Below are 15,352 nucleotides of genomic sequence, written 5' to 3'. Positions count from 1 at the left end.
CGTGATAGAATAATAAATAATCATAGAAATATAAGAATCACGCAGTCATTACATTCTCGCAGGCGGAATCTCTTCAAAGGAGAGGTGGTTGGTTTTAGATGGATCTCCAGGGAAATAGAGAAAAAGAAATGGGGCAGCAACCCTCATGCGAAGGTGAGGGGGAAAAAAAGAGGAACGACATCCCTGGAGTGGAAGCCCGCTATCGGGCGATATTCGAGCGGTCTCCGGACGGTATCCTCATTATAGATGCCGAGGGGAAAGTGGTCGAATTCAATGAGACTGCCCACCGCCGGCTCGGTTACACACGGGAGGAGTTCGCGAAGCTCCGTATCTCCGATATCGACCCCTTTCAGAGCCCGGAGGAGATAAGGGCCACTATCAGTGAAGTCTTACGCAGGGGGAGTGCCGAATTTGAAGTCCGGCACCGTGCCAAAGGTGGCGAAATACAGGATGTCCTTGTGATTACGAAGACCATGGAACTGGCTGGTCGTACGGTCTTTCAGACGCTCTGGCATGATATCACTGATCGCAAGCGGGCCGAAGCGGAACTGAGGAGATACCGCGAACGTCTGGAAGAACTGGTGCGGGAACGTACGGGAGACCTTACGAGGGTGAATGAGGAGCTACAACGGGATATCGCCGTCCGCCGGAGTGCGGAGGAAAAGGTGAAAGACAGTGAGGAAAGGTTCCGTCTCATCTCGGAGACGAGCATGGATGCTATCTTCCAGATCGACTTACGGGGAGTGATAACCTATTGCTCTCCTGCAGTGGAACAGTTTGGCTATGCCCCGGGAGAGATCATCGGGAATCATTTCATTACGTACGTCCTTCCCTCTGAAGCCCAAAAGGCGAAGGAGGCTTTTCAGGCGGCGGTCTTCGGACAGAGCGTAAAACAGCTGGCACTGCAGATGATGGGAAAAGACGGGACATCGAGACATTGTGAAATCAACGTTACCCCGGTGATCAAGAACGGACAGGTCGCGGGGATTCAGGGGATTGCCCGAGACGTCAGTGAACGCAAGAAGGCGGAACAGGCGTTGATCGAGAGCGAAACCCGATACAGGATGCTCTTCGAAAGTGCGGGTGACGGTATCTTCATCCTTGATGCCGAGGATGGGAAAAAAGGCCAAATCGTCGATGCGAACCGGTCAGCTGCAAAAATGCACGGATATACCGTCGAGGAACTCGTAGGTCTCAACATCGCAGACCTTGACACCCCCGATGTAGCAGAACGAATCCCGGAGCGTATCGAACGAATGCTCACGGGGGAGTGGATTACCGCAGAGCTTACCCATCGAAGGAAAGACGGCACCGTCTTCCCAGTCGAGATTGACGGCGGACTCCTTGAACTCGGAAACCATAAATATATTCTCGCCTTTGACCGGAATATAACCGAGCGCAGGTCAGCCGAGCAGGAACGGGAAAAACTCATTCTCGAACTCCAGGACGCACTCGACAAGATTAAGACCTTGAGGGGATTGATCCCGATGTGCGCCTGGTGCAAGAAGATACGCGATGATAAGGGATATTGGAAGAGGGTCGAGGTCTATATCAAGGAGCATTCAGACGCTTCCTTTACCCACGGCATCTGCCCCGACTGCATGAAGATAATAAGCCCTGAGGCATACGAAGAAAGATTCAAGAATGATGATGCCGCCAAGACATAGAGACGCACCATAACCGACGCAACAGAAGCAGTCAGACCGCCTCGGTTCTTTCACGACCGGTGACGATACAGACCATGCAGGCTTGCGCCATGAGAAATCGCCCTGAGCCGTTCCGATTAGAGGATTATGCTTAAGGAAAAAGAAAAGAAAAAGAAACGGAAACAGCTCGGATCTAAGCCGGAGGAAGCCCTCTGGAGCGTCAGAATGAGGGCATCGAGAAGAATTACCCGTTCTCGGTCGATGCACGTATCCGGAGCTGAGGGCCTTTACAGGGAAAAGGCGATAGAAAGAATTCTCAGAGATTACGGCATGAGGGCTATGAACCACCCGAGGGGTATGCCCGATGAGGTTCTGTTCACTATCGAAAGGATGAGGGAGAAACCGGTCAAAGTGCCTCTCCTGCCCGTAAGGACGTGCCAGTGCGATTCCCCCCTCGACGCGCGGGCCGTTCTTCGTGCGGAGCTCTTCAAGGCCGGCATATCCCGGAAGGCGATAGAGAAAGGGATCAAGGTGGTGACAGGCAGGACGGTCATGCGGGGTGCGTCATTGATACGGGCGCTGTCCGGTGTTCGTATTGAACCGGACAGGGGGCGGGGAGTGAGGGTGTCGAGGATCGGGATAGAGGGGGGCAGGGAAAGGGCCTTGTCGAGAATGCTTTCGCGGGAGGGCATCAACACCGCAACCGTAAGAGAGGCACTGATCCTTGCGTCAAAGGTTGCGTCGTGCGACGGTGTGCTTGCGGAGCTATGCATGTCCGACGATCCCGATTACACGACCGGTTACATCGCATCACGGACGCTCGGTTATGTCCGGATACCCATGATAAAGGAGAGGGGAGACTCCCGCGGAGGAAGGATTTTTTTCATGCGGGAGGAAGCTGATGCCGAACCCCTCATCGCATATCTCGAGAATAAACCTGTCATCGTCTGCTAGAGTGGCCATTCTCGTTGACAATGACGTAGGGACGTTTTCGTCCCTTGGCCCATTCATGCTGGTAAGCCTTCCGCTCTAAAAAGAGTATAATGTCTTCCATGAAGGAATCGATCCTGCTCATAGCGAATCCGGCCGCGCGACGGGCATCATCAAGAAGCATAGAAAAGGCAGCGGCCCTTTTCCGTTCGAAAGGATACGAAGTGACCATATCTCTCACGAGGCAGAGGGGGGAGGCTGAGGAGCTTGCGAAAAAAGCGTCGCGTGATCGTCTGTCGCTTGTCGTTGCCGCAGGCGGAGACGGCACATTCAATGAAGTGGTGAACGGGTTGGCGTATACCGATACCCCGATGGCGATCCTGCCGATGGGAACCACGAATGTGCTCGCCAAAGAGCTCGGCATCCCCGAGATCCTGGAAGGGGCGGTAGCCAGAGCGATAAAGGGAAGCGGCCGCAGCGTCTCGCTCGGGAAGATAACGGCCAATCATCCTCCTTCCGGGAGCGTGACCCGTTATTTCTGCCTCATGGCGGGAATAGGATTTGACGGTGAGGCGGTGTATCGGTTCCGTTCTTCTCTGAAAAGATATTCGGGACGGGCAGCCTATGTCCTCAGCGGATTGAAGACCCTCCTGAGCTATGCTCCCGAGCCCCTCCTCTTTTCTGTGGACGGAAACAGCCGGAGAGGATACTCGGCAATCGTGGGCAAGGCCTCGAGATACGGCGGAAATTTTCAGGTGACGCCCGATGCAGCCCTCACCGACCCTCATTTCCACCTCGTGATCATGGAAGGGAAGAAGCGCCGGGATGTTCTCAGATACGTCTGCGGAATCGTTGCGGGAGGCCATCTCGGGTTTCGTGACATAAGCTATCTGAAGGCCGATGCGATCCGCATCGAGGGTCGAGCCGCCGTTCAGGTTGACGGAGATTATCTCGGCTTTACCCCTGCCGAGATAACCGTTGCTCCTCAGGCGGTGAAACTTGTCTATTGATCCGGATACCATCCGGTGAAATGAAGGAAGTTCTCGGTGGCCGCGGCATCTTCTTTGAGTGCCCACTCTTTTTCTCAGCCTCATTTCCCTCGTGGCCCTAAGGATTCATTTACTTGGACCCCGCATTTTGCTATGATGATTCCGGAATGCCTATGCGGATCGTTATGACCGGAGCCAGTGGCTTCATCGGAAGCCATCTCACGAGGGCCTTCGAGTCGAAGGGCTGGCGGGTAGTCAGGCTCGGCCGGGACGAGTTCGGCCTGAGTGACGAAGCCTTTTCAGCGGGGATAGAGGGTGCCGATGTCGTGATTAACCTTGCCGGAGCTACCATTGCTGCCAGATGGACCGAAGAGTATAAAAAGACTATCGCGAGCAGCAGAATCGGCACTACGGAGAAGCTTGTCAGGGCGCTGAAACAGCTGGGGAAGAAGCCCCGTCTTTTCGTCTCGACCTCTGCCATCGGCATCTACAAAACCAAAGGGGTCCATACGGAAGAGGACACAGACTATGCCACGGACTTCCTGGGCAAGTTGGCTGTCGAGTGGGAAAGGACTGCAATTACGGCAAACGATGCAGGGATTAGGACCGTGATCTTTCGCTTCGGCGTGGTCCTTGGGGCTGACGGGGGGGCGCTGGCGAAGATGCTCACGCCCTTCAGAATGGGGCTCGGCGGGATGATCGGCGACGGGAATCAACCGTTCTCATGGGTCCACATTGAAGACCTCGTCCGAGCTTATTTTGCCGTCATGGCCGGGGACCGGTATGAGGGGATCTATAACCTCACGGCCCCGAATCCGACGACAAATAAGGGCCTGACGGAGGCCCTCGGTGCCGCACTCCATAAGACGACCTTTGTGAGGGTTCCGGCCTTCGTCCTCAGACTTCAGCTCGGCGAGGCGGCAAAGCTTCTCCTGGAGGGCCAGACCGTTCTTCCGAAAAGGCTTCTCGAAAGCGGCTTCACCTTCACCTTCACCGATATCAAGGAAGCGATCGGAGATCTGGTAAAACCGGCTGACTAATCGAAAGGAGGGTCCGACGACGGTTTTGATCGCTATCGATTTTTCGCAAGCCACATCGATCTTGCTGTCCGAGATTAAAAAATTTGACCAATTTCTCTCCGCGAAGGTTTGGCTTATCCATGTTGCGGCACCGGATCCTGACTTCGCCGGTTACGAGCTTGGACCACAAAGCATGCGCGACGAGGCAGCTCGGGAATTTCGCAAGGAACACGTGGCGTTACAGAACGAGGTGCATGCATTCCGGGATATGGGAGTGGACGCAACCGCTTTGATGGTGCAGGGGCAGACCGCTGAATCAATTCTCAAGGAGGCGGACAGATTAAAGGCCGAGTTGATCGTTATCGGGTCACACGGACATGGAGCTGTCCATCATCTCCTCGTTGGAAGCGTGAGCGAACACGTTCTCCGAAAGGCCAAGTGCCCCGTTCTTGTCGTCCCGACGCATAAGACGGAGGGCGGCTAGTACCAAACGCACCCCCAGCAAATCGAACAGAAATTCTCATTCTTGCCGTAGCGATGCTGTTATGCGCCAGATGGTTTAGGAAACTCTCAAAAACTCCATAATCTTCAAGATCCAGTTCGTTTGGGTTTTCCTTTTGCCTTTATGCCGCAATCGTTCAGAACGGTCAAGAATTTTTCCTTATGAATAAATTCGCCCAAGATCACTGAATTCACGGGCGGACAGATTAAGTGACCCTGCACTCCTTCGCAACCACACTGGTAGAGAAAAGCCATCTGCTGCCTTCTTTCCACACCCTCGGCGATGACCTTCAAGTTAAAATTGTGCGCCAAACTGACGATTGCGGTGACAATAGCCCGATCATCAGCACTCGTGTCGAGATCCTTTACAAAGGAGTAATCGATCTTCAAAGTAGATAGGGGGAAGCGTTTCAAGTAATTCAGCGAAGAATACCCGGTGCCGAAATCATCAACAGCGATCTCTATTCCCATATCCTGCAATGAGTGCAGTTTCATAATGGTACTCTGAGAGTCTCTCATTATGGTACGCTCAGTGAGTTCCAATTGCAGATAACTGGGATCCAACCCGGTGTCGCTTAAGATTTGGGATACGCCGTCCACGAAGTTGTTCTGGCTGAACTGGATACTTGATACGTTTACTGTCGTGCGGATCGGCTTAAGGCCGGCCTTTTGCCATATCCTGTTTTCTGCGCAGGCCGTGCGGAGTACCCATTCTCCAATCGGAATAATGAGTCCCGATTCCTCGGCAAGGGGAATAAATTCATCCGGTTTAATCAATATGAGGTCCGGCTGCAGCCACCGTATCAGAGCCTCAACACCGATCACTTTCCCGGTTGTTATGTCGATTTGCGGCTGATAGAACAACATGAACTCGTTATGATCCAACGCCCTCCGTAACTTATTTTCGACGGTAAATCGCTTAACCGCAAACTTATTCATCGACTCCAAATAATATTGGTAATTATTCTTTCCGTGTTTCTTTGCCTCGTACATCGCCACATCGGCATTAATGAGCAGAGTTTCGATGTCTTTACCATCGGAAGGGTAGACCGCTATGCCCACACTGGCAGTGATAAACACTTCATTGTCACCGATGATGAAAGGCTCTGACAATGCACTGAGAAGACGCTGGGCTGCCTTGGCCGCATCCTGCGTGTTGCTGACGTCGGTAAGCAGTACCGTAAACTCATCACCGCCAATACGTGCCACTACATGCCCTGGATATTCTGACGTTCCATCTGACAGACGGGAGATGCTGTCCGCTTTTCGCATACCACTCAGTAATCGATTAGCTATGTCTTGCAACAGCTGGTCTCCCGCACTATGCCCGAGGGTGTCATTTATCTGTTTGAAATTATCTATGTCAAGAAACAATATTGCCATCAACTGTCTGTTGCGTTCAGCATGAGCCATCGCCTGCTTCAACCTGTCATGAAACAGGTAACGATTCGGCAGGGTGGTTAAAATATCGTAATATGCAAGATAGCGAATCTTATCTGTTGCCTGCTTGTAGTCTGAGATATCAGTTATGATAAGCAATACGGTGCCTTCTCCACTGCTGATAAATTTCAGATCATAGTGACGACCACTTATCCGGGGCTGATACTCAAAATGCTGCGGCTCCCAGCTTTGCAGGGCTCCCTCCAGACAATTCATGATAGGTTCAATGACATCTGAGGGCATTATTTCACGGATGGTCTTCCCTAGACTTCCATCGGAAAGTGCAAACAGATCATCTTCTAGGCGGCCTTTGAACCTCAGCAATCTTCCGTCTCTGTTGAATTGCAGCACCAAATCATTCATGACACTTATAATAATACACAATATGAACTCTAAAACAGGGAAATCAATTACGAGGGAATGATGGCATTATGCCAAGACCCCCGAGAAATCGTCGTGAAATTATTGAATTTGTGAAGACCAAATTCAAACTTGATGAAATTGAGAGAGGAAAATTGCCGGAGATCATTTTAGAGGGGGATCCTATAAGAAGCGTGCCTCGAGTGTCGAAGCGGAAGGCCATGTGGTGTCACGCACAAAAAGATTGGCTGATGGAACATACAGCATTCGGGTGAGAAAAGGCTGAGACGCACAGCAAACTATAAAACTATAAGCCGGGTTTATAAATCTATGATTATTTGTTATAATCCCTTAGATATTTTTTTATACCGGGGAAAAGATGTTCGCGGAAACCGAAGCAAAACTGGAGATATGTCCCTATACTCTCGAGCGCTGTTCAAGTTGCTGCGAAGGAACGATCTTGCATAATAAAGAAATGTGTTCTTTTACGCTGGAACCATGCCGCTTTAATTTCACTAAGAGCCTTCTCCTTGCCGAAATACGAATGGAAAATTGAGGAAATCATTTCAGGCTCGGTTTAAGACCTGGCCAGAAATCAGCAATACCCGGGGGATACTATGCCGACAATGGATTTTCAAGGGAAGCAGATCGAAATAGATAAGAACGGCTACGTCATTAATGTTGATGATTGGACAAATGAGCTTGCCGAACACATGGCCAAGGGGGAAGGAATCATCATGACCATAGCTCACTGGGAAGTTGTCAATCTTCTCAGGGATTATTACCAGAGGCATCGTACTGCGCCGATGATCAAGATGCTGGTAAAGGAGATGGGGAAAGTCATGGGCCCTGAAAAAGGCAACACGAAGTATCTTTTTGAGCTCTATCCGGCCGGACCTGCAAAGCAAGCCTGTAAGATAGCCGGGCTTCCAACGCCTATTGGATGCATATAAATTAACCTTGACGTAACGAGGCTTCGCCCCCTGTCTTCGAAGACAAAAAACACCACTCGCAAAATGCTGGTCAAACTCTGAAGCGTGTGCTTCAGCTTCAGGATACTGCGAATCAATAAGATCCAGACTCGAAATCTCCAAGGGTTCTCGTAAAAGTGAACCTGCATGGTGCCGCTACAAGCGTATCAGCAGTTTGTTTGACGCTTCCACTGAAAACAGCAAAGGGCAACGTGAGGACGAACGCTGCGGCGCCGACCACAATGGAAGCAAGCCCGATTGGTCTCACTATAATCGCATCTGCTATTACGGCCCCATCTTTGTCGGCCCCGCTGGACGCTACTGCAGAAACTGGAAGGACAAAGCACAAAAAGCACACCAGAAGCAGAACCATTATTTTTTTCATACCTTACCTCCTTGAGGCTAGAGTCACCTCTCTAAGCGTTTGTTATCTTTTTCACCCCTTTGCGAAGCTCAATAGAGGCTAATAATTACAAAATATCATTAACAAATATTTTGTCAAGCTTCAGAACTTTTCTGAACTTTTCTGAACCATCCCTGTGAAGTGGAAGCACGGAGCCTTTACGGTATCACTTTCTTTAGGAAATCTTCACTATTGCAGTTTTCTGAAATGCGTTTGTTTGTCGGTGCACCTGTCACTTCAATCGACCCAAACAGTAAAGTGTCAAACCAACTATGACAACTTGTATGCCACGAGGACGCCGTCCCGGAGAGGGAGGATCGTCGTGAGAAAATCACTGTGGCCGGACATGAAGCGGTTGAATTTCTTTATTCCCTGGGTTTCTCTGTCTCTCTTCTTTCCCGTGACCTTCCCGTACCACAAGGCATTATCGGCGATGACGAGAGCATTCCTGCTGAGATTCGGCAGGAGTGTCCGGATGGCTTCGAAATACTGGTGTTTCTCTATGTCTATGAAGAGGATGTCTATCTGCCGGTACTCCCTTGCTATCTCTATCGCGTCTCCGACCCTGAACTCGGCTCTGCGTGCGAACCCGGCTTTCCGGAACGTCTCCCGTGCATAGTTGATGTTTTCCTCATCGTAATCCGTCAGGACAACTCTGCCCCTCTCGAGTGCCCTCGCAAACCAGTATGCGGAATACCCGAAACCCGAACCGAGTTCCACGACGAGCCGGGGCTTCTTCATCCTTGTCAGAAGAGAGAGCAACTGTCCGACGAGTCTGTCGACTGCGGGGAAGCTCCGGTCTCTCGCGATCCTCTCCATTTCGATGATGCGTCTATCGTCCTCCCTTGCGAGCCCCATTAAATAGTCTTGAATCTTCGGCGCGGTTATCTTCACCATGGATCGTTACAGCCTCCCCTCGCGTCTCAGGGTATCGATCATGCTCCTGATGCGGGGAAGCGCCTCTGTCGCGGCCTTTTCGCCTTCAAGGATCGCCTCGTGCCTCTTCGAAAAATCATCAGGAGCTATAGATTCCACCTTCGGCCTTATCACGACGTCAGCCCTCGAAATCTGCAGGGAGGCGAGCTTCGCGTACATGATGTTTAGGGACTGGAGTATCGTGTCCACGGTACTTTCCGGAGCCTTTCCTTCGACGACCGCGGAGAGGTCGACCGCGATGACGATATCGGCACCGAGCCTCTTCGCGGCGTCGACCGCCACGGGACTCACGACTCCTCCATCGACATAGGACCGTTCACCGATCTTAACAGGTCTGAATACCCCGGGGACTGAGCAACTCGCCCTCACCGCTGTTCCCGTGTTTCCGCTCGCAAAAACCATTTCCCTGCCGCTCTGGATGTCTGTTGCGACCGCATAGAAAGGAGTTTTCAACTTCTCCATGGGTGTGTTTCTGAGGTACCTGTTGACATACTCTTCGAGCTTCTCGCCCCTCACGAACCCGTTATCAGGGACCGTATAGTCGATCAGGTCGCTTTTTTCGATGCCGAAGGAGATCTTCTGGAGTTGAAAGGCGTTGTAGCCGTAAGCGTAGAAGCTGCCGACAAAACTCCCGACGCTCGTCCCGACTATCATATGGATCGGTATCCCATTTGATTCGAGCACCTTCAGGACGCCGATGTGGGCGAATCCTTTCGATGTCCCTGCGCCGAGCACGAGGGCGACCTTCGCAGGCTGTGGAGGGGTCCGGACGTTCTTTGGCTCGCATGAGGCAAGCGTCACCACAAGGATTAAGAAAAAAAAGAATCTGAAGCAGTACACTATCTTTCTGACCATCAGGGTCCCCATCCTCCGCCGGGCAGCCACAATTCACGGCATCACCGTAGAAGCATTTCGCATAATAATGTACACCAATCCGGACGCAATCTCAATGTGGGCAGGATGAAAAGGGCATTATTGGGGCCTGAAGGATTCGATACAGATCTTTCAGACAGCGATCGAGGCGTCAGGTGAAGACCGGCAAATTTCGCGCAGCCGACTCTTATCCTGGACTCTTCACCGATTTTGCCTTAAGCCTCTTTACCAGTTCCTCATAGGAACTCGAACTTATGATATGGTTGAACTGCGTTCTGTAGTTATTCACAAGGCTGACACCCTCGATGATGATGTCGTAAATCTCCCACTTATTTCCTTTCTTGAATATCTTGTAGTCAACCGGTATTTCGGTCCCCGAGGTGGCTACTATCTTGGTCTTCACGACCGCGTGAGAACCTTCCTCCGACTCACCCACATACTGGACCTTTTCGTCTTCATACCGCTCTATCTTTCTTACGTACGTATCCTCAAGGAGATCCGAGAACAATGGTACAAACTCCTTCTGTTCATTCGGATTCCTCTTGCTCCAGTGAACTCCCAATGAGCGCTTTGCCATCTCGGCGAAGTCGAACCTGTTCTCGATGATAGAACGGATCTTGGCCTTTCTCTCAGACTCGTTCGCGGGCTTCTTAAGTTCCTTGTTATTCAAGACCTTTATGACGTCATCTATGGTCTGCTTTATCTGGTCTGTCGGCTCGCCCGCAAAAGAACTCAAGGGAAAAGCAACAACAAGGAAGATAGAGACCGCGAGCAAGCTCGATTTCCTGTAAATGGTATTTCCCATAAGTCACCCCGATCCTTTCCTTTGCGATATTTAGGAGACCCTCTCAACCGGCCGTCAAATCGGACCGGACTCCTCGTCCCCTTTGTAAAGACTACCCCCAAATTCCGACTCTGTCAACATGAGAGGGAATGCGAGTGACTTCTCAGCACAGAAAGCGTCCTTCAACTCCTCATAAGAGGCAATGGAAAAGACTCGTACACCAGAGACAGGCACCGCAGGGAACGCTGCTGACATAACAGTCCTGTTCAAAGTCTTCATCCTGAACATAGTCACAGAGGGCAAAACTGCAGTCAAAACAGAAGGGAAAATCATAGTGGAGGACGCTTTTCCTAAAGGCCCGGTATTCGGGCTCGTTCCAGATTTCGATGATGTCCTTTTCTGACAGGTTACCGAAGTTCCACGGTTTCACTCGTTTTTCTCTCCCTCCGACATAACAGGCGTACCGATGCCAGAGGAAATAACAGGGCTGGACATTACCGTCCCTCGAGACAAAAGCACTGCCGGTCTCCACAAACTCGCATCTCCTCTTGTTGTCGGGTGCCAGTTCCGGGAGCTTAATCGTGATACCTTGCTGGTTTGCGATCAGCGCTGTTTCTTCGAGTATATCCTGGGCCCTTGCGAGCCGGTCCTCATCCCTCGAAAGGAGTTCTTCTATGTGAAGCGTGATGCCCCGTGAGCCCGCCTCAGCCTTCATCCCCTCCACGATTTCACAGAGCCGCTCTTCCCGCGACGACTTCGCGTATTTCATGAAGACCTCAAAATACTCCCCGATAGTAATCCCCTCCGTCTCGGCCTTCCTCTTCCACTCCCTGTATATCGCTATGGCCGCTGCCGTATTCGTATCATAGACCGCATGAGACGATGCCTCCCGGCTGTACGGAAGGACCTGAGTGACAATGGCAAAACTGACTCCCTGTTCAGCGGCCCAGCGCACTGCGCGGGGAAGTTCGAAAAGGTTATCGCGCATGAGTACAAACTCCATGCCGATCCGCAGGTCATGCCTGCTCCGGCGTGTTTTTGCCTTCTGGAGTGCGGAGAAGGCCCGTTCCATATCCCCGATTTCCCCGCCCATCCTGATGTCCCTGAAACGTTCGGGGGAGGCGGCATCGAGAGAGAGGCAGATGCGGTCAAGCCCCGCATCAACAAGGGATACAGCACGTTCGTCTGTCAAGAGGAGACCGTTTGTCTGGAAACCGACCCAGGCGGTCTGCGGGAGTTTCTCCTTGGCCTTCGCGATGAACGCCTCCAAATGGGGATGGAGAAGCGGTTCACCGATCCCGTTCAGGATCAGGGTATCGAGATGGGGGAAGGCCGGTTCCAGGGAATAAAATGTTTCGGGGGGAAGATCTCCATCAACGGTCTTGTCGCCCCCGGCCTGTTTTACACACATGCCGCAAGCAAGATTGCATCGCGTCGTAACCTCGACAAAGAGCTTGGAGGGATACATTTTTTCGGCAGCAGAATCAGCAGGCATCGTCGCGATATCGCTTACAGAATCGCACGTAGTATCTAAGGTGCCTCGATCCGACATTGCTTATTCCCCTCTTAGTATAACTTTAACCCGCGAAGGGAACCATGGCTATGACGCAGATCATAGGAAGAGATGCAGAGGGTTACCCCCACCGGCCATTTTCTCCAAGAGGAGATCGAGTTGTTGTGGCGATCACAGAAGGGTTTTCGATATTTGGTATAATTCTGCCATGAGAGTCTTTGTCAAACTCTTTGCGACCTTGCGGAATTTCGGGCCTGACGAGCAGGAGATCGAGATACCTGACAACTCCACCATCGAGGAAGTGCTCAAGGTATTGAATCTTCCGGAAAAGATCCCCCTCCTCAAGATTGTGAATGGTGAGCACAGAAGCATACACCATTGCCTGAAGGAAGGAGACGAGATCGCATTCTTTCCCCCTATTGCCGGGGGGGGCGGGAGAGAATGAATATCGCGTGGTAAGGCCGACGATATGAAGAATTCAGATGACCTCGTGCTCAGTCCTTTACGACCTCGATATACAGATTAACCTCATCGAGCGGAGGATTGGCAAGACTCCAGCGCATCTTCCACCGGATAATGGGCGTCTGGAAAGAGGTGGCGACGTCAGGACAACGATACTCAACCCAGGCGACCACTTCGAACCACCAGTTCAGAACAGCCCTGTATCCGAACATGTGAACCTTGCTGGCAGCGCCTGCATGTGCAGAAAGCAACTGGTCATAAACGTCCCAGGCGAGTGCCTCTCCCGGCTTGATTGACTCCGGGGTCTCAGAGCGAGAGAAGACCTCGCTCACATCCTGAATCGATCCGCCTTCCTGCCCCAGCGTGGCGTGTGGTACAAGTCCAGACACGACGGTCTGACCGGCATTCCTTACCGAAAGAATCGCTCTCTTGAAAGGGACCTCCTTGCCCCCGCTGATCCCAATTCTTGAAGAGACCGCATCCAGGGATAGCACCACACTGCATTCCCGGCTGTCAGTTTGTGGTTCTTTAGACGGTGCTTCTGATCCCATGCTCTCCTCCCTTCTGCTCATATTTCGGTTCAGTTCGGTATATCAATTTTCAGCCTTAATCATTACCATTTTAGCATATTGGGGCATCAGGGCTTTCGGGAAGAACCGAGTGCCCGGCATTTTAGTCTATGAGTAACTTTCTTGAGATCCTCAGGGACTGCCCGGCATGCTCCGGCATGACTGCCCGCGATGGTTCAAGAACATAGTGCGTATACCATCGTGAGTATTTCAACCAGCAGTTATGACAGACAGGCGTACCAGATTATCTCCGGACAACCAGGCTTCTCTTTCTAACTGCTCACGTTTGACCGGTTCTTCATTGAGAAGAATCTCTTTGCACCCCCGCCAGAATCCCGAAGGTTGACCTGAGAGGAACTCAGACAAATGTGAAGAGTTCAGATAGATGCCCTTCGCAAATAGATCCGGACCCAATTCCTTCATTAGAAGGTTAAATAACTTTAGGTGCACACATCCTTCTGTAATCTCACAATGGGAATCAGATTCGTTATACGTAATGGAGCTTCGCAATGCTCTATAGATACCCCCCCGCCTCATGGTGGCCCCTACCAAACCCGGCAAGGCAGCGGAGAGGGAGAGGTGTGATCCATCATGGATCATTGCGGAAGCCACATCGTCCACCGGCTTTCCCTCAAGAAAGAGGGACTGTATCCGTTCTGTTATATATTCCGGAGATATTTTCAGCTGTTGGGTGAGGAAGCTCATTGTGCTGCAGCCGACAAGTGCCTTGACCATGAATCCGGCCTGGAGAATTTGGTAAAAAGCGGGCAACTGAGAACCGTCCATTACAAAACGGAGTTCTGTTAGAGAACAATCATCAAGGTCTTGTCGCCTAAAACAGGCCACGGATGTGATACCTCTGCCTTCTCCTTGAGTCCAATTCTGTGTTATGGACAAAAAAGGGAGAGGCCGCCTTTCAGCCTCTCCCTCCAAAAGTTCTCTCTTTCAATTACCAGTTAAAGACTTTATCGAGATCTTCGTCCTTCACCTGGAATGTGACGTTGTGCGGAGCGAACTTCTCGGTCTTGAAGTAGCTCGGCAGCCGGTCGTGCTGCGGGGTAAAGCCCGCAGCCTTGTTAAAGTCCCGCTCCATCTTGAGGATCTTCTTGCCCAGGTCGGTTACGCCGTCTCCCGTCATGTTGATCCCGTAGAAAGCGCTGAGCATGTCGAGCAGTGCCTGAAACGTATCGGGCTGGTCCAACACCGCAAAGGCGATGAAGAGACACATGCCGGTGGAATCGATCGCCGCCGTCGCGATCTGGAGGTTCCTGGACAGTTCCACCTGCCCTTCGGGTTTCAGGGCATTAACGTCCCCTCCCACCTTCAGGACATTTTGAGCCACAGCGTATCCTGCGGTGTGGTCCGCGCCCATGGGACTTGTGGCGTAAGTGACGCCGATGCCCTGGACCGCTCGGGGATCGTAGGCCGGCATCGCCTGGCCCTTCACCACCGGGACCCGCTCGACGCCGAAGGCCCTGCCGGTCATGGCCGCCCCGTTGCCGAGGATCCTGCCGAGGTCCGTACCCTTCCCGACCTCGTTGATAAAATTGATGGCCGCGTCCGCATCACCGAACTTGGCGAGCCCCGCTTCCATCGCCACGGCGATCGTCGCGCCCATCTCGATCGTGTCAAGGCCGTAATTGTCGTCCAAGAAGTCCATCATGGCGATCTTGTCCAGGTCGCCGATGCCGCAGTTCCCGCCGTGGGCCCAGACCGTCTCGTACTCGGGCTGCTTGGTCAGGTAGTGGCCGTCCTTGTCGTTATAGATGCCGGAGCACTGGATGACGCAGCCGCGGTGGCAGCCGTGGGTCGCCGTGCCGCCTCGTTTCACTTCCAGCTCCGCCTGGGTCTCGCCGGAGAGGTTCGCCGAGCCCTTGAACTGGCCGGTCTTGAAGTTGTAGGTCGGGTATCCCCCCGCCTCGTTGAGGACGTTGGTCAGGACGTTGGTGCCGTAGG

At 52.2% G+C, this 15,352-nt stretch carries 16 protein-coding genes; 7 read left to right on the top strand and 9 right to left on the bottom strand.

The genetic code is table 11. The features are described 5' to 3' along the window. Positions 1-98 precede the first annotated feature (98 nt). The 5 genes from VEI96_09635 (at position 99) to VEI96_09615 (ending at position 5,068) form a co-directional block, all read left to right on the top strand. Complete coding sequence (locus tag VEI96_09635) at positions 99-1,667, top strand: PAS domain S-box protein (GenBank protein HXX58246.1); 1,569 nt, start codon at positions 99-101, stop codon at positions 1,665-1,667. 126 nt (positions 1,668-1,793) lie between these two features. Further along, positions 1,794-2,600: a 6-carboxyhexanoate--CoA ligase gene (locus VEI96_09630; protein HXX58245.1), complete on the top strand. Its 807-nt coding sequence runs from the start codon at positions 1,794-1,796 to the stop codon at positions 2,598-2,600. Positions 2,601-2,698: 98 nt separating this feature from the next. Next, complete coding sequence (locus tag VEI96_09625) at positions 2,699-3,586, top strand: diacylglycerol kinase family protein (GenBank protein HXX58244.1); 888 nt, start codon at positions 2,699-2,701, stop codon at positions 3,584-3,586. Positions 3,587-3,750: 164 nt separating this feature from the next. Further along, on the top strand, positions 3,751-4,605 hold the full coding sequence (locus tag VEI96_09620) for a TIGR01777 family oxidoreductase (protein HXX58243.1): 855 nt from the start codon (positions 3,751-3,753) through the stop codon (positions 4,603-4,605). Positions 4,606-4,630: 25 nt separating this feature from the next. Next, positions 4,631-5,068, top strand: coding sequence for a universal stress protein (locus VEI96_09615; GenBank protein HXX58242.1), 438 nt, complete (start codon positions 4,631-4,633; stop codon positions 5,066-5,068). 104 nt (positions 5,069-5,172) lie between these two features. Here the strand turns inward: VEI96_09615 and VEI96_09610 are convergent, their stop codons facing one another. Further along, positions 5,173-6,888: an EAL domain-containing protein gene (locus VEI96_09610; GenBank protein HXX58241.1), complete on the bottom strand. Its 1,716-nt coding sequence runs from the start codon at positions 6,886-6,888 to the stop codon at positions 5,173-5,175. Between the two features lie 614 nt (positions 6,889-7,502). Between VEI96_09610 and VEI96_09605 the strand changes: the two genes are divergently transcribed. Next, positions 7,503-7,838, top strand: coding sequence for a TusE/DsrC/DsvC family sulfur relay protein (locus tag VEI96_09605; GenBank protein ID HXX58240.1), 336 nt, complete (start codon positions 7,503-7,505; stop codon positions 7,836-7,838). 112 nt (positions 7,839-7,950) lie between these two features. Here the strand turns inward: VEI96_09605 and VEI96_09600 are convergent, their stop codons facing one another. From VEI96_09600 to VEI96_09580, 5 genes are all read right to left on the bottom strand, one after another. Further along, positions 7,951-8,241, bottom strand: a complete 291-nt coding sequence (locus VEI96_09600; protein ID HXX58239.1) for a hypothetical protein — start codon at positions 8,239-8,241, stop codon at positions 7,951-7,953. Between the two features lie 288 nt (positions 8,242-8,529). Then, entirely contained in the window at positions 8,530-9,156 is a 627-nt protein-coding gene (locus tag VEI96_09595; protein HXX58238.1) for an O-methyltransferase, read from the bottom strand. Positions 9,157-9,162: 6 nt separating this feature from the next. Continuing rightward, positions 9,163-10,050 (bottom strand): patatin-like phospholipase family protein, encoded by an 888-nt coding sequence (locus tag VEI96_09590; protein HXX58237.1) that lies wholly within the window; start codon positions 10,048-10,050, stop codon positions 9,163-9,165. Positions 10,051-10,255: 205 nt separating this feature from the next. Continuing rightward, positions 10,256-10,873, bottom strand: a complete 618-nt coding sequence (locus VEI96_09585; GenBank protein ID HXX58236.1) for an ABC transporter substrate-binding protein — start codon at positions 10,871-10,873, stop codon at positions 10,256-10,258. 169 nt (positions 10,874-11,042) lie between these two features. After that, a complete protein-coding gene (locus VEI96_09580; GenBank protein HXX58235.1) occupies positions 11,043-12,404 on the bottom strand; it encodes a radical SAM/SPASM family putative metalloenzyme maturase in 1,362 nt (453 codons plus the stop codon). Positions 12,405-12,573: 169 nt separating this feature from the next. Here VEI96_09580 and VEI96_09575 point away from each other — a divergent pair, with 169 nt between their 5' ends. Further along, positions 12,574-12,810, top strand: coding sequence for a MoaD/ThiS family protein (locus VEI96_09575; GenBank protein ID HXX58234.1), 237 nt, complete (start codon positions 12,574-12,576; stop codon positions 12,808-12,810). A 49-nt stretch (positions 12,811-12,859) separates the two neighbouring features. Here VEI96_09575 and VEI96_09570 read toward each other — a convergent pair whose 3' ends face one another. The 3 genes from VEI96_09570 to VEI96_09560 form a co-directional block, all read right to left on the bottom strand. Further along, complete coding sequence (locus tag VEI96_09570) at positions 12,860-13,378, bottom strand: hypothetical protein (GenBank protein HXX58233.1); 519 nt, start codon at positions 13,376-13,378, stop codon at positions 12,860-12,862. A 228-nt stretch (positions 13,379-13,606) separates the two neighbouring features. After that, entirely contained in the window at positions 13,607-14,131 is a 525-nt protein-coding gene (locus tag VEI96_09565; protein HXX58232.1) for a hypothetical protein, read from the bottom strand. 214 nt (positions 14,132-14,345) lie between these two features. Continuing rightward, the coding region (locus VEI96_09560) for an aldehyde ferredoxin oxidoreductase C-terminal domain-containing protein (GenBank protein ID HXX58231.1) at positions 14,346-15,352 on the bottom strand (1,007 nt) is incomplete at its 5' end.

The sequence above is a fragment of the Thermodesulfovibrionales bacterium genome, from assembly GCA_035622735.1.
Lineage (GTDB): Bacteria > Nitrospirota > Thermodesulfovibrionia > Thermodesulfovibrionales > UBA9159 > DASPUT01.
Note: the sequence above shows the minus strand (reverse complement) of the source record. Positions and strands in the feature narration are given on the sequence as shown.